We start from the raw sequence: 26,898 nt of genomic DNA, 5'->3' as shown, positions 1-26,898 counted from the left end.
ATGTCGTGACGCTAGGAGGCGGCGCGATCATTGCGTTGCTAAGCTATCTGGCGATGCGTAGGTCCGAGAAATGAAGGCCAAGCATCAACGCCTGACGCTGGCATTGCTTGCGCTTGGCGCCGTCGTTGTCGCAGGGCTGCTCGCGCTGTCCGCATTGAAGGATCAGGCCGCATTCTTCTATGCGCCCTCCGACGTGCGTCGCGATGGCCTCCCGCTAGGCCGTGCGGTTCGGCTCGGCGGGATGGTGGAGGGCGGGTCCTTAAAGCGCGCCGCGGACGGCGTGACCGTGCAGTTCGTCGTCACCGACGGACAGGCTACCACGCCGGTAGTCTTCGCGGGCATCGTCCCTAACCTGTTCCGCGAAAAATCGGGCGTCGTCGCCGAAGGCCAGTTCCAGCCCAACGGCAGCTTCGTCGCGTCGAACTTGCTCGCCAAGCACGACGAGAAATACATGCCGCCGCAGATGGCCGGCAAGATGCATGAGACCAAGACGCTCGAACCGGACGCCAAGCAGTGATCGCCGAAGCAGGCCTCGCCGCGCTCTGGTTCGCGGGCGCGCTCGCGGCGTTGCAGCTCGTGATGGCAGCGATCGGCATCGCGCGCGATCGTGACGACGTCGCGGCGGCGGTGCGGCCGGTGGCGATCGTCCAGGGGTTGCTCGCAGTGCTCGCAATGGCGCTGCTGATCGAGCTGTTTCTAGATTCGGACATGTCCGTAAAGCTGGTCGTCGAGAACAGTCATTCCGCCAAGCCGTGGCTCTACAAGTTCGCCGGTGCCTGGGGAAACCATGAAGGCTCGATGCTGCTCTGGGTAACGATCCTCGGGCTGGCCGGTGGCGCGGTGGCGATCTTCGAACGCTCGCTGCCCGAACGCACGCTCACCGCCACGCTCGGCGCACAGGCGACGATCGCGCTCGGCTTCTACGCGTTCCTGCTCTTCTCCTCGAACCCGTTCGCGCGACTGAACCCCGCCGCGGCCGACGGTCTTGGGCTCAACCCCCTGTTGCAGGACCCCGGCTTGGCGTTCCATCCGCCGACGCTTTATACCGGCTATGTCGGCCTCTCAGTCGCGTTTTCGTTCGCGGTCGGTGCGCTCGTCACGCGCGATGTCGGCCCGGCGTTCGCCAAGGCGATGCGCCCCTGGGTACTGATCGCGTGGATATTCCTCACGCTCGGGATCACCGCGGGCTCGTATTGGGCGTATTACGAACTTGGCTGGGGCGGGTGGTGGTTCTGGGACCCGGTCGAGAACGCCTCGCTGATGCCGTGGCTCGCCGCCACCGCGCTGCTCCATTCGGTGACTGTGCTTGCAACCCGCGACGGCCTGCGAGCCTGGACGATCATGCTGGCGGTCGTCGCGTTCTCGATGTCGATGATCGGCACCTTTTTAGTGCGGTCCGGCATCCTGACGAGCGTGCATGCCTTCGCGGTCGACCCGGAGCGTGGCGCGTTCATCCTGGCGTTGCTCGCGATCTACATCGGCGGCGCGCTGGCGCTGTTCGCAGCGCGCATCGGCACCGTCCGCGCGGGCACGACCTTCGATCCGGTCAGCCGCGAGGGCGGGCTGGTCACGAACAATCTGCTGCTGTCGGTGATCCTCGGCATCGTCCTGATCGGCACGCTCTACCCGATCGTTGCCGCGAGCTTCGGCGTGCAGTTGTCGGTCGGGCCGCCGTTCTTCAACAAGGCGGCGGGGCCGATCGCGTTGCTGCTGGTCGCGGTTATGGCGGTCGGGCCGTTGCTGCGCTGGCGGCGTGACGATGCGAAGGCGGTGCTGCGCCGCGTGATGCTGCCGATCGGCGCGACGCTGGTCGCGGCAATCGCGTTGCTGTTCGTCTGGCCGGGCGTGCTTCCCTGGGCCGGGCTGTCGCTCGCCGCAGGGCTCGCCGTCGCCAGTGTCGCGCCGTTGTGGAAGCGCAACCTGAAGCGCACGCCGCTTTTCACCTACGGCATGGTCATCGCGCATCTCGGCATCGCAGTCAGCCTCGCCGGAATGGCGTCGGACAGCGCCTTCACCAAGGAAACGCTGGTCGCGGTACGCGCGGGTGAGCCGGCGCGGGTAGGGCCGTACATGGTGAAGCTCGACGGCATTTCGCCGGTGATCGGCGAGAACTGGTCGGCACTGGAAGCGCGGCTGACCGCGACGCGCGGCGGCAGCGAGAACATCCTGCGCCCGCAACTCCGCTTCTTCGCCAACCCGCCAACGAGCACGAATGAATCCGCCATCCTCACAGTGCTCGACGGCCAGCTCTATACCGTGCTCGGCCAGCCGGACGGGCAGGGGCGGTGGCAGCTCCGCCTCTGGTGGAAGCCGTTCGTGACGCTGATCTGGTTCGGCGGCGTGCTGATCGCGCTGGGCGGCATGCTGTCGCTGCTCGGTCGGGTGCTCCGCGAGCGACGGGCGGCAACACGGGCTGAATGGACATGAAGCGGTTCGCACTCTGGGCGCCGCTGGCGATCTTCGCGCTGCTGTTTGCGGTGGTGGCGAGCGGGCTGTTCCGGCCGGCGGAGAAGGTGGTGCGATCGGCGATGGTCGGCAAGCCGCTCCCCGATTTCGCGCTGCCGGCGATGGTCCCAGGCAAGCCGGGTCTGACCAGCGCGTCGTTCCGGCAGGGCAGGCCGCGGTTGCTCAACGTGTTCGCGAGCTGGTGCATCCCGTGCATCGCCGAGGCGCCGCAACTGATGCGGCTGAAAGCGATGGGCGTGCCGATCGACGCGATCGCAATCCGCGACACCGCGCCTGCGATTGGCGGGTTCCTCCGACGCAACGGCGATCCGTACGAGCGGATCGGCAGCGATCGGGCCAGCCAGGTGCAATTGGCGCTGGGCTCGTCGGGCGTGCCGGAGACGTTCGTGATCGATGGCCGCGGGATCGTCGTGAAGCAGATCATCGGCGATATCCGGCCTGAGAATGTGGCCGATATCGTGCAAGCCGTGAAGGACGCGCGGTGAGGGGGGCCAACCAAGTTCCCCTCCCGCTTGCGGGAGGGGTTAGGGGAGGGGCTTCTCGTGTCTCACCAACCGCGCGCGCGTCTCATGCCCTCCCCCGACCCCTCCCGCGAGCGGGAGGGGAGGTTCTGGCCGCGCTGTTGCTCTGTATCTCGCCGGCCTTCGCCCAGCCGGTCACTCCACCAGCGCGTTACGCCAACGTGCAACTCGCCGACCCGGCCAAGGAAGCTTCCGCCCGCGCACTCATGGAAACGCTGCGCTGCCTCGTCTGCCAAGGCCAGTCGATCGCCGACAGCGATGCCGACATGGCGGCCGACATGCGCGCGCTCGTCCGCGAGCGGATCGAGCGTGGCGAAAAGCCTGCCTCGATCCGCGACTGGCTGATCGCGCGGTACGGCGACTACGTGACATACGATCCGCCGCTATCGGGGCTCACGTGGCCGTTGTGGTTAGCGCCGATCCTGCTGCTTGGCAGCGGCGGCTGGATCGCACGGTCGAGCTTTCGGCGGAGGACACGCTGATGGGGTATTTCTGGCTGGCCGCGATCGGAGCCGGTGCGTTTGCGCTGCTCGCGGTATTGAAGGTGAACCGCGTCCTGTGGACGATGGTCGCCGCGGCGCTGATGCTCGGTGCGGCGGGATATGCGTGGCAGGGGCAGCCAGGGCTCGCCGGCCATGAAGCGTCGCCTGGGCTTGCTGCAACGCCGGACGACAGCGCGATGCTCGAACTGCGCGACCAGATGCTCGAGCGGTACACGGGCGCGGCGGCGTATTTGGTTGCAGCAGACGCGATGACGCGAATCGGCGACCGTCGCGCGGCGGTGCAGGTGTTGCTCGGAGGGCTCAGGATGGCTCCGAAGAGCGTGGTAATGTGGACAGGGCTCGCCAACGCGCTCGCGGCGCACGATGCCAACCAAGTCTCGCCTCCCGCGCTTTTCGCGTTCCAGCAGGCAATGCGGTTGGCGCCCAAGCACCCTGCTCCGCCGTTTTTTCTGGGACTGGCGTACGTGCGTGCGGGAGAGTTCGCGACAGCCCGGCCATATTGGGCGAAGGCGCTCGCGTTGACGCCAGCCAACATTTCGTATCGGGGCGAGATCGCCACTCGGCTCGCGTTGCTGGATCGATTTCTGGCTATGCAGGATACGCCGGACGCCGGCCAAAAATAATCCCGTCACCCTGGGTCAAACCCAGGATGACGGGATGAAGGGGCTTACTGCCCGCGGCCGGTCTTCGACTGCAATTCATCGATCTTCTTCGACGCATCCGCCTTGGTCAGCGTCTCGTCGAATTCCTCATGCGCTTCCTCGGACAGCGTCTTGAGGTAGCTTGCCTGCGCACCGGTCATCTTCTCGTCGCCGGTGGTCCAGTCGTCCGGGTCCTTCTCGGCGTTCGAGAATGGCTCGGACTTGGGGTTCGGGGTGTCGGACATTGGAAATTCCTTTCCTCTGTCCAACACCCGTGTTCCGTATCCGTTCCCGAGTCAGCCAGCCCATGCTTCGTAAGGTAAACCTAAATCATCGGCGACCGCCTTGTAGGCGATCTTGCCCTTGTAGACGTTCAGCCCGTTGGCGAGGTGCGGGTCGGCCTTCATCGCGGCCTCGGCGCCGAGATTGGCGAGCTTCAGCGCAAACGGCAGCGTCGCATTGTTCAGCGCGAACGCCGAGGTGCGCGCGACCGCGCCGGGCATGTTGGCGACACAGTAATGGATCACGCCGTCGACCTCGAACACGGGGTCCTCATGCGTGGTGGCGTGCGACGTCTCGAAGCATCCGCCCTGATCGATGGCGATGTCGACCAGCACCGAGCCGCGCTTCATCGTCTTCAGCATCTCGCGCGTGACGAGCTTCGGCGCTGCGGCCCCCGGCACCAGCACCGCACCGATCACCAGATGCGCGTTCTTCACCGCCGCCGCGATCGCGGCCTTCGAGGCGTAGGCGGTCTTGATCTGGCTGGAGAAGAACATGTCCAGTTCGGCGAGGCGATCGTTCGAGATGTCGTAGATCGTCACGTCGGCGCGCATGCCGACCGCCATCTGCGCGGCGTTGACGCCCGAGACGCCGCCACCGAGGATCGCGACCTTGGCCGGCGCAACACCGGGGACGCCGCCGAGCAGGACGCCACGTCCGCCCTGCTCCTTCTCGAGATAATGCGCCCCGACCTGCACCGACATGCGGCCTGCGACCTCGGACATCGGCTTGAGCAACGGCAGGCCGCGACGGTTGTCGGTAACGGTCTCGTACGCGATGCAGGTCGCGCCGGACTTCATCAGCCCCTCGGCCTGCGGCTTGTCGGCGGCGAGGTGGAGGTAGGTGAACAGCAAGTGGCGCGGCTCGAGCATCGCGATCTCGCTCGGCTGCGGCTCCTTGACCTTCACGATCATGTCCGCGCCGGCGAACACCGCGGCGGCGGTCGGCAGGATCGTCGCGCCCGCGTCGATGTAATCCTGGTCCTCGAAATCGATGCCCGAGCCGGCCTGCGTCTCGACGACGACCTCGTGACCGGCGGCGACCAGTTCGGCGACCGACGGCGGGGTCAGGCCGACGCGATATTCGTGGTTCTTGATTTCCTTGGGGACACCGACGCGCATTGTTTCCGCTCCATTATCGTTTGCGCGATAGTAGCGCGCCTTGGACGGGAAGGGTTCGCAAACTGGTCGCGGTGCGATACCGCATCTGCAAGATGATTGCATCTGTTGCCGCCGAAACGGGATAATCTTGAGCATCACGATCGAACGCAGGATCCTAGACCTGCTCGCCGCCAATTCCGACCTGACCAGCGCCGAGCTCGGCGACGCTGTCGGCCTTTCGGCGAGCGCGGCGCATCGCCGGGTCGCGCAGCTACGGGAGAGTGGCGCGATCACGGGGTATCGTGCGGTGTTGTCGCAGGCAGCGCGCGGCGATCCTAGCATCGTGCTCGTCAACGTCACGCTGCGGGATCAGCGTAAGGAGACGATGGCGGCGTTCGAGGCAGAGATCGTCGAGTGCCCGCAGGTCGTGCAATGCTTCCTGATGAGCGGGGAGGCGGACTACATGCTCCACGTCGAGATCCGCCACGGCGAGACGTTCGAACGCATCCACCGCGAGACCTTGTCGCAACTGCCGGGGGTAACGCGGTTGGCGTCGCACTTCGTCATCCGCGAGGTGATCAGGCGCTAGCGTTTTCCTGCGAACGCAGGAATCCAGGGCCAGGAAAGACGGCGCCCGTGATCCTGGACTCCTGCGTTCGCAGGAGAACGGAAGCGGTAGCGTTATGTCCTTACTCGTCGGTCGGATCAGCCTCAGTTAATCCACATTGCCCGCCTCGCCGTTGCCGCCCTCTACCCCGCATGCTAAATGCGCGCGCTTGGGGCACAGGGTGAAATCGGAAATTCGATGAAGATTGCTGCACTTCCGGGCCGATTCACCGTCCAGTGAGCGTCGACCAGACCGCCGCGGCTTCGACCGTGCCACCCGCCAATCTCGATCTCGAGACGGGGCATCACAACTCCGACGGCATGCTGAAGCTCGCCTTCGGTGCGATCGGCATCGTCTTCGGCGATATCGGCACCAGCCCGCTCTACGCCTTCCGCGAGACCTTCGCCGGCCACCACAAGCTCGCGCTCGACGCGGCGCACATCATGGGCGTCATCAGCCTGATGTTCTGGTCGATGATGATCGTCGTGACGGTAAAGTACGTCATCATCATCATGCGCGCCGACAACAAGGGCGAGGGTGGCAGCCTCGCGCTGCTCGCGCTCGTCTCCGGCAAGACCAAGACGAAGCGCTGGAGCAAGGGCATCATCCTGCTCGGCGTCTTCGCGACGGCGCTGTTCTACGGCGACAGCATGATCACGCCCGCCGTCTCGGTGCTGTCCGCAGTCGAAGGCCTCGCCGTCGCCGCGCCCGCTTTTGGCGGCCTGGTGCTGCCGATCGTGATCGTCATCCTGATCGCGCTGTTCTGGGTGCAGAAGAGTGGCACCGCGCGGATCGGGCTCGTGTTCGGGCCGATCATGCTGGTGTATTTCAGCGTCATCGCGGTGCTCGGTATCCTCAGCATCATTCAAACTCCCGAGGTGCTCTGGGCGCTGTCGCCGCATTATGCGGTCGAGTTCTTCATCATCGACCCCGAGCGAGCCTTCCTGGCACTCGGATCGGTCGTCCTTGCGGTCACTGGCGCGGAAGCGCTGTACGCGGACATGGGCCATTTCGGTCGCAAGCCGATCGGCCTTTCATGGCTGTTCTTCGTGCTCCCCGCGCTGATCCTCAATTACATGGGGCAGGGCGCTCTGCTGTTCCGCGACGGTCGCGAGGCGCTAGTCAGCCCGTTCTACAACCTCGCTCCCGAAAGCCTCCAGCTCCCGCTCGTCATCCTAGCGACCATGGCCGCCGTGATCGCCTCGCAAGCGGTGATCTCCGGCGCGTTCTCGGTAACGCAGCAGGCGATCCAGCTCGGCTTCATTCCGCGCCTTCGCATCGAGCACACCAGCGCCTCGACCGCGGGCCAGATCTACATCCCGCTCGTCAACGGCGCGCTGATGGTGATGGTGATCCTGCTCGTGCTGTTCTTCCGCACCTCGTCGAACCTGACGAGCGCGTACGGGATCGCGGTGACCGGGGCGATGTTCATCGACACGTGCCTGCTCGGCGTCGTGCTGTTCCGGCTCTGGAACTGGCCGAAGATCGCGGCGATCCCGTTGCTGGCGATCTTCTTCACCGTCGACGGCGCCTATTTCGCGGCGAACCTTACGAAGGTCCCCGCGGGCGGCTGGTTCCCGCTGCTGGTCGGCTTCATCATCTTCACCTTCCTGACGACCTGGTCGAAGGGGCGGCAGCTGATGATCGACCGGATGCACGAGGCGGCGATGCCGATAAAGGTGTTCATCGGCTCGGCAGCGAGTTCGGCGTCGCGCGTGCCGGGGACCGCGGTATTCATGACCTCGACTGCGGACGGCGTGCCGCACGCGCTGCTCCACAACCTCAAGCACAACAAGGTACTGCACGAGCGCGTCATCCTGCTTACCGTGAAGATCGTCGGGCAGCCTTACTGGCCCGCCAACGACCGTGCGGTGCGCGAGGAGCTTGGCGACGGCTTCCACCGCCTCGTGCTGCGCTACGGCTTCATGGAGGACGCCGACGTGCCCGCGGCGCTGCGCCAGGTCCATAATTGCGGTGCGGACTTCAAGATGATGGACACCAGCTTCTTCCTGTCGCGCCAGACGCTGCTCGCGTCGGACAAGCCCGGCATGATGATCTGGAGGGAAAAGCTGTTCGCGTGGATGCTGCGCAACGCGGAAAGCGCGATGGAGTTCTTCCGCCTGCCGACGAATCGCGTCGTCGAACTGGGTAGCCAGGTCGAGATTTGATGATCAGCGATACGGGACCAGCCCCGATCATCGTCACGGCCCTGTTCGGCCGCCAGGACACCGCGTTCTTCGACTCTATGCGCCGCGAGCATTTCCCGCCCGAGCGCAACCAGCTCGATGCGCACCTGACGCTGTTCCACCACCTGCCGCCCTCGGGCCTCGACGAGCTCAAGCACCGGCTCAATCAGGAAACACGGGGTATCCGTGCCCCACAGGCGCGTGTGGGTGGGCTGATGTCGCTAGGGCGGGGTGTCGCCTACCGGATCGAGTCTCCCGAGCTGGTCGGCATCCGTGCGCGCCTCGCCGACGCGTTCACCGGCATGCTCACCCCTCAGGACGCCGGCGGCTGGCGTCCGCACGTCACGATCCAGAACAAGGTCAGCCCGCAAGTCGCCAAGCTTCTGCTCGGCAATCTGCAGCGCGATTTCACCCCGAAGGACGTCGAAATCGCCGGTCTGGGCGCGTGGTGGTATCGCGGCGGACCGTGGGAAGCGATTTCCCGGCACATGTTCGCTTGACCGCCTCGAAACCGCTTCCTATAGGCCGCGCCTCGCAGGGAAGAACGCTTCCCTGACGGACGGTACGGCGAAGTAGCTCAGTTGGTTAGAGCACGGGAATCATAATCCTGGGGTCGGGGGTTCAAGTCCCTCCTTCGCTACCATTTCAGACCTGGCGCACGGCGCTCGTGGTCCAGCTCCCGCGACATACGCAAGCGATCACCAAGTGCGGGAAACTCGTCTTCGCAATCGTAAAATGCCGTTCTATTGCCTTGGGTTAATGGTCGGGCGTCGCGCTGCGTATTCGGTGTTCGCGTCGGTTCGGCCTTACGGGAGAGACGAGCATGCGCGACAAACGCCCTGATGGGATCGCCGATTATACGGGTCCGGCTGGTGGCTGGGGTGCGCTGAAAGCGGTCGCCGTCTCGCTCAAGGCGCAGCAGATCGTCGTCCGCGGCGGCCAGACGCTGCTCAAGTCGAACCAGCCCGACGGCTTCGATTGCCCGAGCTGCGCATGGCCCGACCCGAAACATACCTCCTCGTTCGAATTCTGCGAGAACGGTGCGAAGGCCGTCGCGTGGGAATCGACCGCCAAGACGATCGGCGCCGACTTCTTCGCCGCGCACAGCGTGTCCGACATCTGGAAGCAGAGCGATCACTGGATCGAGGACCAGGGCCGCGTCACCGAGCCGCTCCGCTACAACGCCGCCACCGATCATTATGACGTCGTGAGCTGGGCGGACGCGATGCGCGAGATCGGTGCAGGCCTCGCCGCCGTTCCCGATCCCAACCAGGCCGAGTTCTACACCTCGGGCCGCTGCTCGAACGAGGCGGCGTTCCTGTTCCAGCTGTTCGTGCGGCTGTACGGCACCAACAACTTCCCCGACTGTTCGAACATGTGCCACGAGGCGACCTCGGTCGGCCTGCCGAAGTCGATCGGCATCGGCAAGGGCACCGTCAGCCTCGAGGATTTCGACCACGCCGACCTGATCCTGTCGATCGGCCACAACCCCGGCACCAACCATCCGCGGATGATGGCGACGTTGCGCGAAGTGTCGAAGCGCGGCGGCAAGATCATCGTCTTCAACCCGCTCAAGGAACGCTCGCTCGAACGCTTCGAATCGCCGCAGTCGGTGGTCGAGATGGCGACGATGTCGGCCACCCCGATCGCCAGCAGCTATTATCAGGTGAAGGTCGGCGGCGACGCAGCCGCGCTGAAGGGCATCGCCAAGGCTCTGGTCGCGCTCGACGAGGCGGCCAAGGTGTCGGGTGGCGAACCCGCGCTCGATCACGCGTTCATCGCCGAGCATACCGCGGGCCTCGACGACTATATCGCCGATCTCGCGACGACCGAATGGGCGGATATCGAGCGCTCCAGCGGCCTCTCCCGCAGTGATCTTGAGGAAGTCGCGCTCGCCTATGCGAAGTCGAAGTCGACGATCTGCTGCTACGGCATGGGCGTCACCCAGCACCGCACCGGTACCACCAACGTTCAGCAGATCGCGAACCTCCTTCTGCTCCGCGGCAACATGGGCCGCCCCGGCGCTGGCATCTGCCCCCTGCGGGGCCACAGCAATGTCCAGGGCGACCGCACCGTCGGCATCACCGAGCGCCCGATGCCCCTGCTGCTCGACAACATGCGCGACGTGTTCGGGTTCGAGCCGCCCCGCGAGCACGGCCATTCGGTCGTCGAGAGCATCGCGGCGATGCGCGACGGCCATGCCAAGGCGATCGTCTGCCTCGGCGGCAACCTTGCGATCGCCTCGTCCGATCCGCAGGCTTGCGCGGAAGGGTTCCGCAACCTGGATCTCGCGGTCCACATCACCACCAAGCTCAACCGCACGCAGTTGCTGATGGCGAAGGCGACCTACGTCCTGCCGTGCCTCGGTCGGACCGAACTCGACATGCAGGCCACCGGCCAGCAATCGGTCACGGTCGAGGATTCGATGTCGATGGTCCATGCCTCGCGCGGCTTCCTGATGCCGCCGGGCGACAACGTGAAGTCGGAGATCTGGATCGTCGGCGAGATCGCCAAGGCGACGCTGGCAGTCAGGGGATCGCCGGTCGAGATCGACTGGGATGCCTATGTCGGCGACTACAGCCTGATCCGCGACAAGATCGAGGCGGTCTTCCCCGCGTTCGCCGACTACAACGCACGTATCCGCAAGCCGGGCGGCTTCCACCTGCCGAACTCGGCAGCGATGCGCGAGTGGAAGACGGACAGCGGCAAGGCGAACTTCATCGTCGCCAAGGGTGTCGAGGAGGACGAGAGCGCGGGCGATCCGACCGTGCTGCGGCTCACAACGCTGCGCGCGCACGATCAGTACAACACCACCGTCTACAGCCTCGACGATCGCTATCGCGGTGTGTTCGGGCGCCGCGACATCCTGTTCATGAACGAGCGCGACATGGCACGGCTCGGGCACAAGGAAGGCGACGTCGTCGACATCGCGACCGCGCTTCAGTTCGCGCGGCCCGATCGTGTCGTGCAGAAGCTGATGCTGGTCCGCTACGCGCTGCCCGATGGCTGCGTCGCCTCCTACTATCCCGAGACGCAGCCGCTGATCGCGCTCGAGGATCACGATCCGCAGAGCTTCACCCCGTCCTACAAATCCATCCCCGTGACCGTTCGTCCCGCCGCCGCCGACATGGGTTCGGATCGCGGCGTGGTGCGCGCGGGGATCGTCGGGCACGAGAGTAAAGTACACGCATGAGCACCGGCTATTCGTCGACGATCGACACCTACGCGACCCTAGCGGCGACCAAGGCGGAGGCGTTGCGGCGCTCTCCCGCGGGGTTCTTCGCGGGCGCGATCCTCGCGGGCACGTATATCGGCATCGCGATGATCCTCGCGCTCAGCACGGGCTCGGGGCTCGAACCCGGTGTGCGACCACTGGTAATGGGCGCGACCTTCGGGCTCGGGCTGATCCTGACCGTGTTCGCCGGGGCTGAACTGTTCACCGGCTATGTGATGTATCTCGGCTTCGGCCTCGCACGCCGGACCATCACGATCGGAGACGCACTCAAGCTCGCCGTCGTCGTGTGGATCGGCAACCTCGTCGGCGGCGTGGTGCTGTCGGTGGTGTTCGCGGCAGGCGGCGGCGGTGCGATCTTTGCCAACGCCGATACGATGTTTCACGCGTACGTCGTGCACAAGGTGTCGGTCGACGCGACCGCGCTGATGGCCCGCGCGATCCTGTGCAACTGGCTCGTCTGCCTCGCGATCTGGACCGCGGCGCGGATGACCGGCGACACCGCCAAGTGCATCGCGATGGCTTGGATTCTGCTCGCGTTCGTCGCCGCCGGGTTCGAGCATTCGGTCGCCAACATGACCGCGCTGACGCTCGGCCTGCTGGTGCCCAACTCGTCGATCGACCTCGCCGGCATGATCCGCAATCTTGCGATCGTCACCGTCGGCAACACGATCGGTGCGTTGGTCTTCGTCGTTGGCGGCTATCTGGTCGCGTCGAAGACGGACGCGGTACAGGCCGCCAAGTAACGGCGTGTTCGCGTAGCAGCAGCGGGCCTGCTGCTACGCGAACACGTCCCACGGATCGTTGACGACCAGGATCGCGTCGCTGCGGGCGAGCGCGAGCAGCGTCAGGCCGTGCTCGCGCGCGTGATCGATCGCCAGGCTGGTCGGGGCGGATATCCCCACCAGCATCGGCGCACCGGCGATCAGCGCCTTGTCAACCATCTCGAAACTGATCCGCGAGGTAACGAGGATGAAGCCGTCGATCGGCTGCCTCGCGATCGCGGTTCCGCCGACGAGCTTGTCGAGGGCATTGTGACGGCCGACGTCCTCATACGCAGCAACGATCCGACCCTCGCGATCACACGCGGCCGCGGCATGGATCGCGCCCGTAGCTGCGTTCAGAGGCTGGTGAGCGCGTAGCCCGCCCAGCGCGGTGAACAGAGCGTCGACAGGCGTATCGGGCTTTGGCGGCGTCCTCGGGACCGGTTTGCGGAGCTGTTCGAGCCCAGAGATCCCGCATAGCCCGCAACTCGTGTCGCTGGTGCGGTGGCGGACGCGGTCGTGGATGCGGCCCTTGCAGCGTTCGGACAGTCCGACGCGCACGATCCAGCCCGCCTCCGCCTCGAAGATATCGATGTCGCGCACGTCGTCGGCGCTATCGGCGAGCCGCTCGGTCAGCAGGAAGCCGGTCGTGAATTCGGCTAGGTCGGCGGGCGTCATCATCATCACCGCATAACCAAGCCCGTCGATCTCGATCGAGACGGGCACTTCGACCGCGATGGCGCGCTCTCCCGCGGTAATCGAATCAGGTCGCAGGAACTTGATCGCCTGGTTGCGCGACGTGGTCATAAGGTATCGAGGTCCTGCGGCGTGTTGACGTTCGGGATAGGCGCACCCGCCGGAACTGGGATAGCCCCGATCGCTTCCGCCCAACCGCGCACCGATCGCCGCGGTACGGTTTCGATATGGGTCAGCAAATTGCCGAGCAAACGCGTCTCCCAATGCCCAAGCACCGGAGCGTCGGGGCAATAGGCGGAAGCACGTCGGGACAGCGCCGTCAGCAACCCGTCCGGCAACCACGGCATGTCGCACGCGATCGTCAGCACCGACGTGAACCCGCGCGAGGCTGCATACCCAAGCGCGCCGGCGATGCCCCCCAATGGCCCGATATCCGGACTTGGCAGGTCAGGGATCGCCCCATCGCGCCCGACAACCATCGCGGTCTCGACATGAGGCCACAGCAACGCCCGCGCATGCTCAGCCAACGCACGCCCGTCCAACACCGCCATCGCCTTGTCGGACCCGAAGCGAGACGACCGTCCTCCGGCCAGTACGACGCCGAGAATGCGCTGCTCGGTCAGCGCGTCTTCTCGATCCGCACCGGCACGGATTTCGCTGCCGGAACATGGCTTTCGCGGGCATGGTGGGCAACCGGCATGAGCAAATTGCACTCGGGGTAGTACGCGCCGAGGCAGCCCTCGGGGATCGCATATTCGACCACGCGCAGCTTGTTCAGACGACGATCCGAATTGCCGCCGGCATCGCCGACGAGATCGACGTCGTCGCCGTCGGTGATCCCCATCCGGATCATGTCGCTGCGGTTCATGAACACGATGTCGCGCGTGCCCTTCACGCCGCGGAAACGGTCGTGATAGCCGTACACGGTCGTGTTGAACTGGTCGTTCGACCGCAGCGTCATCAACCGGAAGCGGCCCTCCGCCTCCTCGAACCCGGTCACGTTCAGCGCCTGCGGAACGTTGATCTCCGCCTTGCCGCTCTTCGTCTTCCATTCGCGGTGCGCCGCAGGCACGCCCTTCCAGAAGCCACCGGGCGTGAACATCTGGTCGTTGAAGTTCTTGAACAGGTCCGGATACGTCACCTCGATCGCATCGCGAACGCGCGCGTAATCACGCACCCACGCATCCCAATCGAGCTTCGGATTGGGCGCGAGCGTCGCTTTGGCGATTCCCGCGACTATCGCTGGCTCGGACAGCAACGTCTCGGACGCTGGCGTAGCCTTGCCCTTCGAGCCGTAAATCTGGCTGAACGAATCCTCAATCGACACGCTCTGCGGCCCGGTGCCCTGCATGTCGGTCTCGATCCGGCCGAGGCAGGGGAGCAAATACGACGTCTCGCCAGGCAGCAGGTGCGAGCGGTTGAGCTTGGTCGCGATATGCACCGTCAGGTCCAGCGCGCGCCACTTCGGCTCCATCCGCGCATGATCGGGGATCGCCCGCACGAAATTGCCACCAAGCCCGACGAACGCCTGCGCGCTGCCATCGAGCACCGCCTCGCACGCCTCGACCGTATCCCAACCCTTCTCGCGCGGCGGCTCGAAGCCATATTGCTCGGCGAGCTTGTCGAGCGGGGCGAGTTCGGGCTTCTCGGTGATCCCGACGGTGCGCTGGCCCTGCACGTTCGAGTGACCACGAACCGGACCCATGCCCGCACCGGGCTTGCCGATGTTGCCACGGAGCAGCATCAAATTGACGACCATGTGGACATTGTCGATCCCGCCGACATGCTGCGTCAGCCCCATGCCGTAGACCGCGATGACGGCCTTCGACTTGGCATAGACCTTCGCCGCCGCCTCGATCTCGGTCCGGGGCAGGCCGCTCTCATGCTCGATCGTCGCCCATTCGGTCGCGCGTGCGACATCGGCGAACGCCTCGAACCCGGTCGTGTGTTCAGCGAGGAAAGCGTGATCGAGTACGGGCAGGCCGTTGATCCGCTTGGCGTTGTCGTCGGCCTCGATCAGGTATTTGCACATCCCCATGATCGCGCCGACGTCGCCGCCGGTCTTCAGCTGATGATATTGCGAGGCGATCGGCGTCGACTTGCCCGTCACCATCTCGATCGGGTTCTGTGGGTCCTGGAATTTCTCCAGCCCGCGCTCCTTGAGCGGGTTGAACACGACGATCTCGACGCCGCGCTTTGCACAATCCCGCAGCGGATGCAGGAACCGCGGGCTGTTCACACCTGGGTTCTGCCCGAAGTAGAAGATCGCGTCGCATTTTTCATAGTCCGACAGGTGGATCGTGCCAACCGCCGAACCGATCGCCGACTTCAGCCCGACCGAGGTCGTCTCGTGGCACATATTCGAGCTGTCGGGCAGGTTCTGGCTGCCATACATCCGCGCGAGCAAGCTATACATGTACGAAGTCTCGAGGCTGGCGCGGCCCGAGGCGTAGAAGATGACTTTGGTCGGGTCATAGGTCTTCAGCTTGGCGCCTATGCCCGCGAACGCCTCGTCCCAGCTGCACGCGGCATACTTGTCGGTCGCGGCATCATACTTCAGTGGGTGCGTAAGCCGCCCGGCCTGTTCGAGATCGTAGTCCTTCCAGCCGATCAACTCGCTGACCGTATGCTGCTCAAAGAATGCCGGCGTCACGCGGAACGAAGTCAGCTCCCACGCGGTCGCCTTCGCCCCGTTCTCGCAGAATTCCGCGACGTGCGGATGCGCCGGCTTGCCCCAGGCGCAGCTGACGCATGCAAAGCCATCCGGCTTGTTCTGGCGCGCCAGTTCGCGGACGATCTCAGGCCCGACCTTTTCCCGTGCGGAAATCTCGACGAGGGACTTCATCGAGCCCCAGCCGCCTGCTGGTGCCGTGTAGTCCTCGATCTCTACGGTCCGGTCGTCGCTCATGCTCATCTCCGCTTTTGCCCTTCAACGAAGCGGCAAAGCTTTCGATGCAGGCGCGACAGATTTACCGGCGGTTCAAATCCTGGCGCGCATCCCCTAGATGAGATCTCGAATCTCCAAGGAACTCCGATGACGACGCACACGACCCGCATGCTTATCCTCGGCTCGGGCCCCGCCGGGCTCTCCGCCGCGATCTATGGCGCGCGTGCCGGGATGGCGCCGATCGTCGTGCAGGGCATCCAGCCCGGCGGCCAGCTGACCACGACCACCGACGTCGAGAACTATCCCGGCTTCAAGGACGTGATCCAGGGCCCGTGGCTGATGGAGCAGATGCAAGGACAGGCCGAGCATGTCGGTACGCGGATGATGTGGGACACGATCGTCCAGGTCGACCTGACCAGCCGCCCGTTCCGCCTGATCGGCGATAGCGGCGACGTGTACGAGGGCGATACGCTGGTGATCGCGACCGGCGCGCAGGCGAAATGGCTCGGCATCGACAGCGAGGAGCCGATGAAGGGCAAGGGCGTCAGCGCCTGCGCGACCTGCGACGGGTTCTTCTACCGCGGCAAGAAGGTCGCCGTCATCGGCGGCGGCAACACCGCGGTCGAGGAGGCGCTGTACCTCACCAACCATTCGCCCGACGTGACGCTGATCCACCGCCGCGATTCGCTGCGCTCGGAGAAGATACTCCAGGAACGCCTGTTCGCGCACAAGGGCGTGACGGTGCTCTGGAACAAGGAGGTGCGCGAGTTCGTCGATGGCGGCGGCAATGCAGGGCTGGTCGCGCTGGAGCTCGAGGACACGGTCACCGGCGAGCGCTCGCGGCTTGCGGTCGATGGCGGGTTCGTGGCGATCGGGCATCATCCGGCGACGGAGCTGTTCCGCGGCCATATCGATCTCGATTCGGACGGGTACATCTCGGTCGAGACCGGGTCGACCCGGACTAGCGTCGAGGGCGTGTTCGCGTGCGGCGATGTCGCGGACAAGGTGTACCGGCAGGCGGTGACGGCGGCGGGGACGGGCTGCATGGCGGCGCTGGACGCCGAGCGGTTCCTCGCGGCGGCCGAGTTTGCGGAACTGGCCGAAGCCGCGGAATAACGCTCGCGGCCTTCGTCCATCGTCATCCTGACGAAAGTCGGGACCCAGGGTTCCAAACGATAGCGTTCATGGCCTTGGCGCTCCCGTTTGTCAGGATGACGGGCAGCTACTCCTGCGCCATCCCGTCGACGATCGCGGCGTGGAGCGCGGCGGCGTTCTCCGCCCCGGCAAAGCTATGGGACGCCGTATCGAACCGCTTCACCTTCGCGCCACCGCGATACCGTGCCGCAAAGGCCATCGCGGTCGCGTCGCCCGTCGCAAGGACGATGGCGGCGTCGTTGTGCCAGCCGTCAAGTGCGGTCAAGACGTTGGTCGCTAGTGAAGCACGCTCTTCAGTCTTGGCGGTCACAACTCTTTTCAAGCCTCTGAGAAGCTTGGCAATACTGACCCGTCCCGTCAGCGCGCGTCGCCAGGTTGCGGGGTCGCGTAGCGCGCTGTGATAGCGAGCCCGGATCGCGGCGGCAGGGGGGAGGTCGTCGACCGGTTGAACGACCCAGGGATTCGCGACGATGATCCGGTCGATCCCCGCCGATCGTCCGAACAGCGCGAGCGTGCTGGCGGCGTCGCAATTGCCGAAACCGACCAACCGGCTGACCCCCGGTGCCGCGCGGCGGAACGCGGCGACGGCTGCGATCAGGTCAGGTTCGGCGCTGAGGAAGCCCTTATTGTCGCCCGTCGAGTCGCCCACGCCGCGGCGGTCGTAACGGAACACGGGTATGCCAGCGGCGGCCAGTCGATGCGCCAGCATCGCCATGCCGCGATGTGCGCCGCTGCGGATTTCATTGCCGCCGGACACGATGAGCAGTCCTATAGACCCGTCTGCCTCATCCAGCGTCGCGGCAAGGCTTTCGCCTTCGCAAGCGAACGCGATCAGCTTTCGCACGATGCAATCCAGTGTGAGACGTCATTGGCAAGTATCTGAGCTAGAACAGTATCATTGTCCGGCTCTGACCGACGCCACAGCGGTGAGGCAGCATATTTCACGTCTGCGTCGCGCGGATCGGATTCGAGCCTAGCACCTCGCAAAGGGCCCGTTCCCGCATAGGGTGTGGCGTGGCGGAGGTCGGCCAGCATTTCGCGGGACAGCGTGTTGCCCGCATAGTCGGTGTCGCTAGCTCGAGCGGAGCGGGACGCCACTCGCGCGCGGTCCAACTCACGCAACACGTCTTCGCCGGTTTGCGCGGATAGCTGCCACCGGCCGGCGAGGGCGGCGTCGGTATCGAAAAGCGCGCCGCTTCTTATCGAAAGGCCGTAAATGTTCCGGCCAAGTTGCTGAGCCAGCTCGGTATAGGCTGTCCGCTGGTCGCGGAGTCGCGTTTCGCCGGTGACGACGATGCTCTCGCCGGTGCCAGGGAGATCGGGGAGCACGCTGCCAATCCCATGATCCGCAAGTTCGCGTAAAATCGTGACGAGGAACTGGCGCGTCCGGTTCGCTTCTGCGAACAGCGGGAGGGCGGCGATGACGATCGGGCCGGCATCGCGGCCGAACCGCAGCATCGCTTCGCGGCCGCCGCTCCAGTCATAGGTATCGAAGCGCAGGGCGGTCATCCCGGGTGAGGCTAGACCGCCCGTTAAGGCTAGACCAGTGCCTTGCTCGCGGCAAACTGTACGAGTGCGCCGAACGTCTCGAGCATCTCGCCGTCGATCTCGTCGTCCTCGATCAGGATGCCGAGCCGGTCTTCGAGTTCGGTCAGCACGCTTGCCACCGCCATCGAATCGAGTTCGGGCAGCGCGCCGAACAGCGGTGTGTCGGCGGTGAACGCAGCGACGCGGTCCGCGCTAAGACCCAGGATATCGGCGAGGACGGCGCGTACCGTCGTTTCGACTTGGGAAGTGCCTTCGAAGATCACGAGCATCGCCTGAACGGTTACGAACCCGGCCCCGCTAGCGTGTGGGGGTGAATTCGGCAACGGCTTGGCGCTATTAGGGTCGCATGATCGCGCTCGACCCTGTTCCGTACCCCATCGACCACATCGCGCTGCGTAGTGCGCTAGATGCCGTTGCGCTGGTCGACAAAGCGGGCGCGATGACGTTTACCGAGCTCGAGGCAGGGGTCGGTGCGTTGGCGTGGTGGCTCGCTGACCGGGGGCTTTCGGCCGGCGACCGCGTCGCGACGTGGCTGCCGAAGACGCGCGTCGCCTGCCTGATGCCGCTCGCGGTGGCGCGAGCGGGGCTGGCGCATGTCCCGGTCAACCCACTGCTCCGCCGAGCGCAGGTGGCGCATATTCTCTCAGATAGCGGCGCTCGGTTGCTGGTGACTCAGAGTGCGCGAGCCGGCACGCTAGACGATGGCGACGTACCGGATGGCTGCGCGACCGTGGACGAGGCCGATCTTCTTTCTCTGTTCCCTCGCGAACGCGGGGGGCCAGGATTGCAAAGCGCAACGCCCGTTATTCCCACCCCCTCGCCTCCGCAGGGGAGCGGAATGATGGGTCCCTCCGACGCCGACCCCGATACCCTGGCCGCAATCCTCTACACGTCCGGCTCCACCGGCCGGCCGAAAGGCGTGATGCTGAGCCACGCAAACCTGTGGCTCGGAGCGATCTCCGTCGCGCACTATCTGAAGCTGAAGCCTGAAGACCGCGTGCTCGGCGTCCTGCCCTTGTCGTTCGACTACGGCCAGAATCAGCTGTTCTCCACCTGGGCAGCCGGCGCGTCGGTAGCGCCGCTCGACTACCTCGTCGCCCGCGACGTGGTGAAGGCTGTCGAGCGGGTCGAAGCCACGACGCTGGCAGGTGTGCCGCCCTTGTGGGTTCAGCTACTGGAAGCGGAGTGGCCGGTGGAAACCGCCGCGCGGCTGAAACGCCTGACCAACTCGGGCGGCGCACTGACGCCACGACTCGTGCGGGGCCTGCGCCATCGGTTCCCGGCGGCGGAAGTGTACGCCATGTACGGGCTGACCGAGGCGTTCCGGTCGACCTATCTCGACCCGGCACTGATCGATACGCACCCCGATGCGATGGGGCGGGCTATTCCGTTTGCCGAGGTCTCAGTGGTGAAGCCCGATGGCACGCGCGCTGCGCCGGGGGCGGCGGGGGAGCTCGTGCATGCCGGCCCGCTCGTCGCCCAAGGCTATTGGCAGGACGAAGCGCGGACGGCGCAGCGGTTCCGCCCGGCCCCCGGTGGCAACGGCACGGCGGTCTGGTCGGGGGATACCGTCGTCGAGGGCAAGGACGGCTTGCTCCGATTCGTCGGGCGCGATGACGAGATGATCAAGAGCGCAGGCAACCGGATCAGTCCGCTCGAGGTCGAGGAGGCCGTGCTGGCGGGTGGGGAGGCGCGCGAGGCGGTCGCGGTGGGGGTGCCGGACGAACGGTTGGGGCAGGCGATTATTGTGATGCTGGCCGGGGATGCGGACGGGGAGGTGGCGTTGCGGGCGCGATTGCGGACTGCTCTGCCGAGCTTCATGCAGCCGGGTGCGTATCTCTGGCGGGACGAATTGCCGCGTAATGCCAACGGGAAGCTGGATAGGTCTGCGATTGCGATAGAGGTAAGAGCTTGTTCCCCCGCGGAGGCGGGGGTCCAGACTGGGCCCCCGCCTTCGCGGGGGAACACGGACGGGAGCGCGTCATGAAACCGATGGGTGCCCTTCCTCCCGAGTTCGCACAGCAGGATGGTCCGCTGGAGATCGGCGGACGGACTGCCGATGGTTGGGCGGTAGAGGCCGGCGACACACCGCTGTTCGTCTACGATATGGAGATCGTCGCCGCCCGCATCGGGCGGTTTCGTGCGGCAATGCCGGCGATCGACCTTCATTACGCCATCAAGGCCAATCCACACGCCGGCCTGCTGGCCGCGATCGCGCCGCTGGTAGACGGGCTCGACGTCGCCTCGTCGGGTGAACTCGCGAAGGCACTCGTCGTGAAACCGGCCGCGTCGATCAGTTTCGCCGGGCCAGGCAAGCGCGACGACGAACTCGCCGCCGCGATCACCGCCGGCGCCACGCTCAACGTCGAATCGGAAGGCGAGGCGGCGCGGGCGTTCGCGATCGGCGAGCGGCTCGGCCACACACCGCGCATGGCGGTCCGCGTAAACCCCGACATCGAGCTCCGCGGCTCGGGCATGCGAATGGGCGGTCGCGCGTCGCCCTTCGGGGTCGATGCAATGCGGGCGGCCGCGCTCGTGAAAGCGATCGTCGCAGCGGGCGCGGACTGGCGCGGGTTCCATATCTACGCCGGCAGCCAAGCGCTCGATGCCGGAGCGATCATCGAGACGCAGGCCGCGACGATCGCACTCGCGGCGCGATTGGCAGAGGAGGCGAGCGTCGCCCCCCCGCTCGTCAACCTCGGCGGCGGCTTCGGCGTCCCGTATTTCGCGGGCGACATGCCGCTCGACGTCGAACGCGTCGGCGAGGCGCTGGCCGAAGCGCTCGCATCCCGCCCCGCGATCCTCGCCGAAACCCGATTCGCGATCGAACTCGGCCGCTGGCTCGTGGCCGAAGCAGGCGTCTACCTCACCCGCGTCATCGACATAAAGCAAAGCCAGGGCGAGACCTTCGTCGTCGTCGACGGCGGCCTCAACCACCAGCTCGCCGCCAGCGGCAATTTCGGCACCGTCGTTCGCCGCAACTACCCGATCGCGGTCGCCGCGCGGATGGGCCACGCGCCGATCGAAACCGTCTCCGTCGTCGGTCCGCTCTGCACCCCGCTCGACCGGCTCGGCGACAAGGTCGCGCTTCCCCCCGTCCACGTCGGCGACCTGATCGCGATCTTCATCGCGGGCGCCTACGGGGCGAGCGCCAGCCCGACCGCGTTTCTCGGGCATCCACCGGCGTCCGAGATCGTTACTGGTATATAAGGCGCAGTTGCAGTGCCTTGGCGGGGCATGGTTACGGGGCGCTCCTAACGCTATCTTCACCTGTTACTTGCATAGCGAAGGCTGAGTTAGCCGCCCGTCGGGCAACCGATGGACGGTGCGGCGCCAGGAGAAAGTTACCCATGCGTTCCGGATCTGTATCGAAATCCCTGCTGACCCTAGGCCTCGCCGCGACCACGCTCGGCGCGTGCACGACCGGCAGCACGCCGCCCGCACTGCCGCCCGCCTCGTTCGTCGCGAAGCAGGAATTGCCGGGCGAGGAATATGTCATCGGCCCGCTCGATCAGCTCAACATCTTCGTCTGGCGCAATCCAGAGCTGTCGTCGAAGGTCCAGGTGCGTCCCGACGGCCGGATCACCACGCCGCTGATCAACGACCTGCCTGCGGTCGGCAAGACGCCCGCGATGCTCAGCGACGACATCAAGAAGGCGCTGGGGGCCTATATCAAGGACCCGATCGTCTCGGTGATCGTCGAGAATTTCAGCGGCACCTACAGCCAGCAGGTCCGCATCGTCGGCGCGACCGAGAAGCCCGCGTCGATCCCGTACCGCGCCAACATGACCTTGCTCGATGCGATGATCGCGGTCGGTGGGCTCAGCCAGTATGCGGCGGGCAACAAGGCGCGGCTGGTGCGCTACGATCGCGCGACCGGCAAGCAGACCGAGTTCGGGTTGCAGATCAACAACCTGCTGAAGAAGGGCGATTCGTCGGCCAACGTCCGGCTCGCGCCGGGCGACGTGATCATCATCCCCGAATCGATGTTCTGAGGCGATCGGGATGAACGGGATCTACGACGAGGTACGGATCGCGCTCCATGCGATCTGGACGCGGCGCTGGCTCGCGCTGGCGGTGGCATGGGGCGTGTGCGTGCTCGGCTGGCTGGTCGTGTCGCAGATCCCGAGCCGCTACGATTCGACCGCGCGCGTGTTCGTGCAGATGCAGACGATCCTGCCCTCGGGCATGGACGGCGTGCCACAGGTCGCGCCGATGACGGTCGACACGATCCGCACGACGCTCATCTCGGCGGTGAACCTCGAAAAGGTCGTGCGCGGCACCGATCTCGCGAACACCGTGTCGAGCGACCGCGACGTCGCCGACCGCGTCGCGGCGCTGGCCCCGAACATCAAGATCGTGTCGCAACAGGATAATCTGTTCCAGATCACGACGAGCGCCGCGACCCCGAAGCTCGCACGCCAGATCACGCAAAAGTTGATCGACCTGTTCGTCGAGCAGAACCTCGCCGGCGATCGCTCGAAGACGACGCAGAGCCTGACCTTCCTCGACCAGCAGCTCGCCTCGCGCCAGAAGCAGCTCGCCGACGCCGAGGCCAAGCGCGCCGACTTCCAGAATCGCTATCTTGGCGCTCTCCCCGGCACGGGTTCGGTCAGCGACCGGATCAGCGCCGCGCGGTCGCAGATGTCGCAGGTCGACGGCGATCTCGCCGCCGCGCAGTCGAGCCTTGCCGCGGTCCAGGGCCAGATGGCCGGGACGCCGGCGACGGTCGCGGGGACGGGCGGCGTCGCAGGCGCGGCCGGGCCGGCGCGCGCACGGCTCCAGGCGATCCAGGGTCAGCTCGCCGATGCCCGCGCGCGCGGCTATACCGAGAACCATCCCGACGTGATCGCGCTGAAAAGCCAGCTCGCATCGGCCACTGCGGCCGCGCGCAGCGAGCCGCTGGCGGGCGGCAGTGCAGGGGGCAGCGCGCAGAACCCGCTCTACGCGTCGCTCCAGTCGATGGTCGCGGATCGCACCGCCACGGTCGCCTCGCTGCGGATGCGGCGCAGCCAGTTGCAGGGCGACCTCGACCTGCTCAATTCGAAGCTGTCGGGCGATCCGGAAGTCGCCGCCGAACAGGGCTCGATCGATCGCGATTATCAGGTGCTGAAAGACCAGTACGACGCGCTGCTCAAACAGCGCGAACAGACCGCGATCGTCGGCCAGGCGCAATCGCAGAGCGATCACGTGAAGTTCAGCGTGATCGATCCCCCGACGATGCCGAGCAAGCCGAGCGCGCCGAACAGATTGCTGCTACTCACGGGGGTTCTGATCGCGGGACTCGCGGCGGGAATCGGCGCGGCCTTCGCGATGGGGCAGCTGCGATCCACGTTCGCGACGACCGCGCGGCTCGAAAAGGCGGCAGGCATGCCGGTGATCGGGTCGATTGGCGAAGTGGTGACGCGCGTGCAATCCGGCCAGCGTCGGCACAAGTTGAAGATGTTCCTGGGCGGTACGGCCGCACTGGGCGTCGCCTATGTCCTGTTGCTGGGGGTAGAGATCCTCCAGCGCGGGCTGGCGGCATAGGGGGATGACCGTGACGAAGCCTGATCGCGAACCCTCGCTGCTCGAACGAGCGGCCAAGGTGTATGATTTCAACGCGCACGCCCGGCTGCGCGGTACCGTCGTGCCGACTCCGCCGCAGGTTGAGACGCCCTTGGTTGCGCCCGCGGTCGCGCGCGTGGTCCCGCCCGTCGTCGAGGTGCGGGAGACAGAGTCGCCGAAGCTCGAAACGCCGGTCGAAGAGACGCCTGCTGCGACGTCTGCGCCGGTATCCGAGGCCGAGCCGTCGCACGAATTCGTCGACCCCACCTTCCTAGCGATCCCGGAAGAACTGCGCGCACCGGTCGGCGACGAGCTTCCCGACGAATTCTACCTGCCCGACGAAGCATCCGACACCGTGCGGATCGATCGCGGGATGCTGGCCGCGAACGGCATGATCGTCCCCGGTGCGCCGGTCGGCCCGCTTGCCGAGGAGTTCCGCCTGATCAAGCGGCAGTTGCTGATCACCGGCGCGCGGATCGCGGAGAGCGGCAGCGCCGACAAGGCGCGCATGATCCTGGTCTGCTCGGCGCGCCCCGGCGACGGCAAGACGTTCTGCGCGATCAACCTCGCGCTCTCGATCGCCGCCGAGCGTGACACCGAAGTGCTGCTGGTCGATGCCGACGTCGCCAAGCCCGACGTCGTCGCGCAGCTCGGCCTCACCGATGGCCCCGGACTGCTCGATGCGCTGGGCGATACCCGGATCGACGTCGAGGATCTCGTCATCCAGACCGACGTGCCGCATCTCTCGATCCTGCCTGCCGGGTCCAAGACCAGCATGGATACCGAACTCCTCGCCAGCGCGCGGACCAAGTCGGTGATCGCGCGCCTGCTTGAGGCCAATCCGCGCCGCGTCGTGATCTTCGATTCACCCCCTGCGCTCGCGGCGTCGCCGGCATCGGTGCTGGCGATGCGGGTAGGGCAGGTGATGCTCGTCGTCCGCGCCGACCACACCCCCGAGAACGAACTGCGGGCCGCGGTGAACCTGCTCGACGGATGCGAGCATATCCAGCTCGTGCTGAATGCGGTGTCGTTCGTCCAGGGCGGTGCGCGGTTCGGCAGCTATTACGGGCACGCGTCGTGATGCGGACGCTGCACACTAGGCGTATGGCCCGGAAGCTGGCGTCGATTGCCGGCGGTTGCGTGCTCGCGGCACTGCCTGCCACGCCGGTCGTCGCGCAGACCGATCTGCCGACGCAACCCGCGCAATCGTCGCGCCGCATCACGATCAATCCGTATGTCGAGGCAAACCAGACGTTGTCCGCCGATCTCAACGGCGGCGACGTGCTGACCTATACCAGCCTCGCCGCCGGCGTCGACGCGGCGGTCCAGACCCAGCGTATCTCGGGCCAAGTCAGCTATCGGTACGAGCATCGTTTCGGCTGGGGCGATCGTCTCGGCGACGACGATATCCATTCGGGCCTCGCGCGCGTCGATGCGCGCGTCACGCCGAACCTCACGCTGGAGGCCGCCGGTATCGCCACCCGGTCGCGTTCCGATATCCGCGGCGCGGCGCCGGGCGTTCTCGTCGGCAATGTCAGCAACGTCAGCCAGATCTATTCGGTCTATGCCGGCCCCAGCTTCACCAGCAACGCCGGCCCGGTGGCGCTGATCGCGAACTACCGGCTCGGGTATACCAAGGTCGATACGCCGACGTTCGGCGATGCGGGCCTGGGTGGACAACGGCTCGACTACTACGACGATTCGATCGGCAACACCGTGACCGCTAGCGCCTCGGTGCGCCCCGGTGCGATCGCTCCGTTCGGGCTCACGGTCAGCGGCGCTTACGACCGCGAGACCGCCAGCCAGTTGAAGCAGCGTTACGAGGGCTATTACGGTCGCGGCGACATACTCCAGCCGATCTCGCCCTATGTCGCGCTCACCGCCGGCGTCGGTTACGAGAAGATCGAGACGAGCCAGAAGGATCCGGTCGTCGACGCGACCGGCACGCCCGTGCTCGATCGCGACGGTCGCTTCGTCACCAACGAGGCATCGCCGCGCCGCGTCGCCTATCGCACCGACGGCATCTATTACGACGCCGGCGTCGTCTGGCGGCCCAATCGCCGGACCTCGGTGGAGGGGCATGTCGGGCGCCGCTACGGATCGCTCAGCTACACCGGCACCGCGACCTATCAGGCATCGGACTCCGTCGGCCTCGCGGTCAACGTGTATGACGGCGTGCAGACCTTCGGCCGTCAGCTCAGGACCGGTATCGGCAATTTGCCGACCAGCTTCCTGAGCGGCAACCAGCAGGGTTTCGGCCAGCAGTTCAACGGCTGCGTGTTCGGCTCCACCGGTGCGCAACCCGGCGGTTGCCTCAACGACGTGTTCCAGTCGATCTCGACCGCCAGCTACCGTGCACGCGGGATCGACGGCGTGATCTCGGCGACGCGCGGGCGCTCCACCTGGGGCGCGGGCATCGGCTATGCCAATCGCAAGCTTTACGCGCCGCGGCTCGCGCCCGGCTTGGTCGTCGCGGGTCTCGATGACGAAAGCTATTACGGCCAGCTCTTCTACACGCGCAGGCTGACCCCGGTTTCCGGCGTCAACGCCGACCTGTTCGTCAATTATTACGACAGCGGCGTCGACGACATCACCGGCGATACCGGCGTGTGGTCTTACGGCGGGACGGGGACATATTTTCACAATTTCGGGCGTCTCGGCACCACCGCGTCGCTCGGGCTTTACAGCTTCAAGGTCGGCGACCTCGACAGCGACTGGTCGGCGCAGGCGCTGATCGGTGCGCGGTACCAGTTCTGAAGGCGA

The 26,898-nt window shown here is 66.0% G+C and carries 25 protein-coding genes and 1 tRNA gene; 18 read left to right on the top strand and 8 right to left on the bottom strand.

Going from position 1 to position 26,898, the window contains the following annotated elements; genetic code table 11:
- Positions 1-70: 70 nt before the first annotated feature.
- From ccmE to C8J25_RS13975, 5 genes are all read left to right on the top strand, one after another.
- Entirely contained in the window at positions 71-517 is a 447-nt protein-coding gene (ccmE, locus tag C8J25_RS13995) for a cytochrome c maturation protein CcmE (protein ID WP_107954941.1), read from the top strand.
- Complete coding sequence (locus tag C8J25_RS13990; protein ID WP_107954940.1) at positions 514-2,427, top strand: heme lyase CcmF/NrfE family subunit; 1,914 nt, start codon at positions 514-516, stop codon at positions 2,425-2,427. Before ccmE ends, C8J25_RS13990 begins: the two co-directional genes overlap by 4 nt.
- The gene (locus C8J25_RS13985; RefSeq protein ID WP_107955050.1) at positions 2,424-2,951 is read left to right on the top strand and encodes a DsbE family thiol:disulfide interchange protein; all 528 of its coding nucleotides are present in this window, start codon (positions 2,424-2,426) and stop codon (positions 2,949-2,951) included. Before C8J25_RS13990 ends, C8J25_RS13985 begins: the two co-directional genes overlap by 4 nt.
- Before the next feature lie 137 nt (positions 2,952-3,088).
- Entirely contained in the window at positions 3,089-3,469 is a 381-nt protein-coding gene (locus C8J25_RS13980; RefSeq protein ID WP_425275466.1) for a cytochrome c-type biogenesis protein, read from the top strand.
- Positions 3,385-4,113, top strand: a complete 729-nt coding sequence (locus tag C8J25_RS13975) for a tetratricopeptide repeat protein (RefSeq protein ID WP_244187104.1) — start codon at positions 3,385-3,387, stop codon at positions 4,111-4,113. The genes C8J25_RS13980 and C8J25_RS13975 overlap by 85 nt, the downstream gene beginning before the upstream one ends.
- A gap of 44 nt (positions 4,114-4,157) precedes the next feature.
- Here the strand turns inward: C8J25_RS13975 and C8J25_RS13970 are convergent, their stop codons facing one another.
- Both C8J25_RS13970 and ald read right to left on the bottom strand, forming a co-directional pair.
- Positions 4,158-4,376 (bottom strand): DUF3072 domain-containing protein, encoded by a 219-nt coding sequence (locus C8J25_RS13970; protein WP_056058060.1) that lies wholly within the window; start codon positions 4,374-4,376, stop codon positions 4,158-4,160.
- Between the two features lie 51 nt (positions 4,377-4,427).
- On the bottom strand, positions 4,428-5,534 hold the full coding sequence (gene ald, locus C8J25_RS13965; protein ID WP_060524450.1) for an alanine dehydrogenase: 1,107 nt from the start codon (positions 5,532-5,534) through the stop codon (positions 4,428-4,430).
- A 127-nt stretch (positions 5,535-5,661) separates the two neighbouring features.
- Between ald and C8J25_RS13960 the strand changes: the two genes are divergently transcribed.
- From C8J25_RS13960 to C8J25_RS13935, 6 genes are all read left to right on the top strand, one after another.
- Positions 5,662-6,102, top strand: a complete 441-nt coding sequence (locus C8J25_RS13960) for an Lrp/AsnC family transcriptional regulator (RefSeq protein WP_060524452.1) — start codon at positions 5,662-5,664, stop codon at positions 6,100-6,102.
- Positions 6,103-6,389: 287 nt separating this feature from the next.
- Positions 6,390-8,288, top strand: coding sequence for a potassium transporter Kup (locus C8J25_RS13955; RefSeq protein WP_425275467.1), 1,899 nt, complete (start codon positions 6,390-6,392; stop codon positions 8,286-8,288).
- Positions 8,288-8,806: a 2'-5' RNA ligase family protein gene (locus C8J25_RS13950; protein ID WP_107954938.1), complete on the top strand. Its 519-nt coding sequence runs from the start codon at positions 8,288-8,290 to the stop codon at positions 8,804-8,806. The genes C8J25_RS13955 and C8J25_RS13950 overlap by 1 nt, the downstream gene beginning before the upstream one ends.
- 66 nt (positions 8,807-8,872) lie before the next feature.
- Positions 8,873-8,949: transfer RNA gene (locus tag C8J25_RS13945), tRNA-Met, on the top strand.
- A gap of 180 nt (positions 8,950-9,129) precedes the next feature.
- The gene (locus tag C8J25_RS13940; protein ID WP_107954937.1) at positions 9,130-11,499 is read left to right on the top strand and encodes an FdhF/YdeP family oxidoreductase; all 2,370 of its coding nucleotides are present in this window, start codon (positions 9,130-9,132) and stop codon (positions 11,497-11,499) included.
- On the top strand, positions 11,496-12,284 hold the full coding sequence (locus C8J25_RS13935; RefSeq protein ID WP_107954936.1) for a formate/nitrite transporter family protein: 789 nt from the start codon (positions 11,496-11,498) through the stop codon (positions 12,282-12,284). The genes C8J25_RS13940 and C8J25_RS13935 overlap by 4 nt, the downstream gene beginning before the upstream one ends.
- A 33-nt stretch (positions 12,285-12,317) precedes the next feature.
- Here C8J25_RS13935 and fdhD read toward each other — a convergent pair whose 3' ends face one another.
- The 3 genes from fdhD to C8J25_RS13920 are packed head-to-tail and all read right to left on the bottom strand — an operon-like array spanning position 12,318 to position 15,906.
- A complete protein-coding gene (fdhD, locus tag C8J25_RS13930; protein ID WP_107954935.1) occupies positions 12,318-13,109 on the bottom strand; it encodes a formate dehydrogenase accessory sulfurtransferase FdhD in 792 nt (263 codons plus the stop codon).
- Complete coding sequence (mobA, locus tag C8J25_RS13925) at positions 13,106-13,591, bottom strand: molybdenum cofactor guanylyltransferase (RefSeq protein WP_279628763.1); 486 nt, start codon at positions 13,589-13,591, stop codon at positions 13,106-13,108. Before mobA ends, fdhD begins: the two co-directional genes overlap by 4 nt.
- Before the next feature lie 26 nt (positions 13,592-13,617).
- Positions 13,618-15,906: an FdhF/YdeP family oxidoreductase gene (locus tag C8J25_RS13920; RefSeq protein WP_107955042.1), complete on the bottom strand. Its 2,289-nt coding sequence runs from the start codon at positions 15,904-15,906 to the stop codon at positions 13,618-13,620.
- Between the two features lie 126 nt (positions 15,907-16,032).
- On the opposite strand from C8J25_RS13920, the gene trxB reads away from it, so the two are divergent.
- Entirely contained in the window at positions 16,033-17,001 is a 969-nt protein-coding gene (gene trxB / locus C8J25_RS13915; RefSeq protein WP_107954934.1) for a thioredoxin-disulfide reductase, read from the top strand.
- Positions 17,002-17,107: 106 nt separating this feature from the next.
- Here the strand turns inward: trxB and C8J25_RS13910 are convergent, their stop codons facing one another.
- The 3 genes from C8J25_RS13910 to C8J25_RS13900 are packed head-to-tail and all read right to left on the bottom strand — an operon-like array spanning position 17,108 to position 18,857.
- Complete coding sequence (locus C8J25_RS13910) at positions 17,108-17,884, bottom strand: hydrolase 1, exosortase A system-associated (protein ID WP_107954933.1); 777 nt, start codon at positions 17,882-17,884, stop codon at positions 17,108-17,110.
- Complete coding sequence (locus C8J25_RS13905; RefSeq protein WP_107954932.1) at positions 17,872-18,549, bottom strand: alpha/beta hydrolase family protein; 678 nt, start codon at positions 18,547-18,549, stop codon at positions 17,872-17,874. Before C8J25_RS13905 ends, C8J25_RS13910 begins: the two co-directional genes overlap by 13 nt.
- Positions 18,550-18,578: 29 nt before the next feature.
- The gene (locus C8J25_RS13900; protein WP_093397165.1) at positions 18,579-18,857 is read right to left on the bottom strand and encodes an acyl carrier protein; all 279 of its coding nucleotides are present in this window, start codon (positions 18,855-18,857) and stop codon (positions 18,579-18,581) included.
- A 77-nt stretch (positions 18,858-18,934) separates the two neighbouring features.
- Between C8J25_RS13900 and C8J25_RS13895 the strand changes: the two genes are divergently transcribed.
- The 6 genes from C8J25_RS13895 to C8J25_RS13870 all read left to right on the top strand — a co-directional run bounded on the left by C8J25_RS13895 (position 18,935) and on the right by C8J25_RS13870 (position 26,892).
- Entirely contained in the window at positions 18,935-20,575 is a 1,641-nt protein-coding gene (locus C8J25_RS13895; RefSeq protein WP_208622607.1) for an acyl-CoA ligase (AMP-forming), exosortase A system-associated, read from the top strand.
- Entirely contained in the window at positions 20,572-21,798 is a 1,227-nt protein-coding gene (locus tag C8J25_RS13890) for a pyridoxal-dependent decarboxylase, exosortase A system-associated (RefSeq protein WP_107954931.1), read from the top strand. Before C8J25_RS13895 ends, C8J25_RS13890 begins: the two co-directional genes overlap by 4 nt.
- A 140-nt stretch (positions 21,799-21,938) precedes the next feature.
- The gene (locus C8J25_RS13885) at positions 21,939-22,583 is read left to right on the top strand and encodes an XrtA/PEP-CTERM system exopolysaccharide export protein (protein ID WP_056058093.1); all 645 of its coding nucleotides are present in this window, start codon (positions 21,939-21,941) and stop codon (positions 22,581-22,583) included.
- 10 nt (positions 22,584-22,593) lie between these two features.
- A complete protein-coding gene (locus C8J25_RS13880; protein WP_056058096.1) occupies positions 22,594-24,117 on the top strand; it encodes an XrtA system polysaccharide chain length determinant in 1,524 nt (507 codons plus the stop codon).
- A 4-nt stretch (positions 24,118-24,121) separates the two neighbouring features.
- On the top strand, positions 24,122-25,216 hold the full coding sequence (locus C8J25_RS13875) for an AAA family ATPase (protein ID WP_107954930.1): 1,095 nt from the start codon (positions 24,122-24,124) through the stop codon (positions 25,214-25,216).
- A 23-nt stretch (positions 25,217-25,239) separates the two neighbouring features.
- A complete protein-coding gene (locus tag C8J25_RS13870; RefSeq protein WP_107954929.1) occupies positions 25,240-26,892 on the top strand; it encodes a TonB-dependent receptor in 1,653 nt (550 codons plus the stop codon).
- Positions 26,893-26,898 lie beyond the last annotated feature (6 nt).

Origin of the sequence: Sphingomonas faeni (assembly GCF_003053745.1) — a bacterium.
Classification (GTDB): domain Bacteria; phylum Pseudomonadota; class Alphaproteobacteria; order Sphingomonadales; family Sphingomonadaceae; genus Sphingomonas; species Sphingomonas faeni.
This window is presented reverse-complemented; position numbering and strand designations above follow the sequence as displayed.

Excerpts from the sequence above, each read along its gene's own strand:
- C8J25_RS13900 (WP_093397165.1), bottom strand. The coding sequence starts at position 18,857 with ATGCTCGTGATCTTCGAAGGCACTTCCCAAGTCGAAACGACGGTACGC.
- fdhD (WP_107954935.1), bottom strand. The coding sequence starts at position 13,109 with ATGACCACGTCGCGCAACCAGGCGATCAAGTTCCTGCGACCTGATTCG.
- trxB (WP_107954934.1), top strand. The coding sequence starts at position 16,033 with ATGACGACGCACACGACCCGCATGCTTATCCTCGGCTCGGGCCCCGCC.
- C8J25_RS13875 (WP_107954930.1), top strand. The coding sequence starts at position 24,122 with ATGACCGTGACGAAGCCTGATCGCGAACCCTCGCTGCTCGAACGAGCG.
- C8J25_RS13905 (WP_107954932.1), bottom strand. The coding sequence starts at position 18,549 with ATGACCGCCCTGCGCTTCGATACCTATGACTGGAGCGGCGGCCGCGAA.
- C8J25_RS13970 (WP_056058060.1), bottom strand. The coding sequence starts at position 4,376 with ATGTCCGACACCCCGAACCCCAAGTCCGAGCCATTCTCGAACGCCGAG.
- C8J25_RS13935 (WP_107954936.1), top strand. The coding sequence starts at position 11,496 with ATGAGCACCGGCTATTCGTCGACGATCGACACCTACGCGACCCTAGCG.
- ccmE (WP_107954941.1), top strand. The coding sequence starts at position 71 with ATGAAGGCCAAGCATCAACGCCTGACGCTGGCATTGCTTGCGCTTGGC.
- C8J25_RS13920 (WP_107955042.1), bottom strand. The coding sequence starts at position 15,906 with ATGAGCGACGACCGGACCGTAGAGATCGAGGACTACACGGCACCAGCA.
- C8J25_RS13880 (WP_056058096.1), top strand. The coding sequence starts at position 22,594 with ATGAACGGGATCTACGACGAGGTACGGATCGCGCTCCATGCGATCTGG.
- ald (WP_060524450.1), bottom strand. The coding sequence starts at position 5,534 with ATGCGCGTCGGTGTCCCCAAGGAAATCAAGAACCACGAATATCGCGTC.
- C8J25_RS13895 (WP_208622607.1), top strand. The coding sequence starts at position 18,935 with ATGATCGCGCTCGACCCTGTTCCGTACCCCATCGACCACATCGCGCTG.
- C8J25_RS13985 (WP_107955050.1), top strand. The coding sequence starts at position 2,424 with ATGAAGCGGTTCGCACTCTGGGCGCCGCTGGCGATCTTCGCGCTGCTG.
- C8J25_RS13870 (WP_107954929.1), top strand. The coding sequence starts at position 25,240 with ATGGCCCGGAAGCTGGCGTCGATTGCCGGCGGTTGCGTGCTCGCGGCA.
- C8J25_RS13890 (WP_107954931.1), top strand. The coding sequence starts at position 20,572 with ATGAAACCGATGGGTGCCCTTCCTCCCGAGTTCGCACAGCAGGATGGT.
- C8J25_RS13950 (WP_107954938.1), top strand. The coding sequence starts at position 8,288 with ATGATCAGCGATACGGGACCAGCCCCGATCATCGTCACGGCCCTGTTC.
- C8J25_RS13940 (WP_107954937.1), top strand. The coding sequence starts at position 9,130 with ATGCGCGACAAACGCCCTGATGGGATCGCCGATTATACGGGTCCGGCT.
- C8J25_RS13885 (WP_056058093.1), top strand. The coding sequence starts at position 21,939 with ATGCGTTCCGGATCTGTATCGAAATCCCTGCTGACCCTAGGCCTCGCC.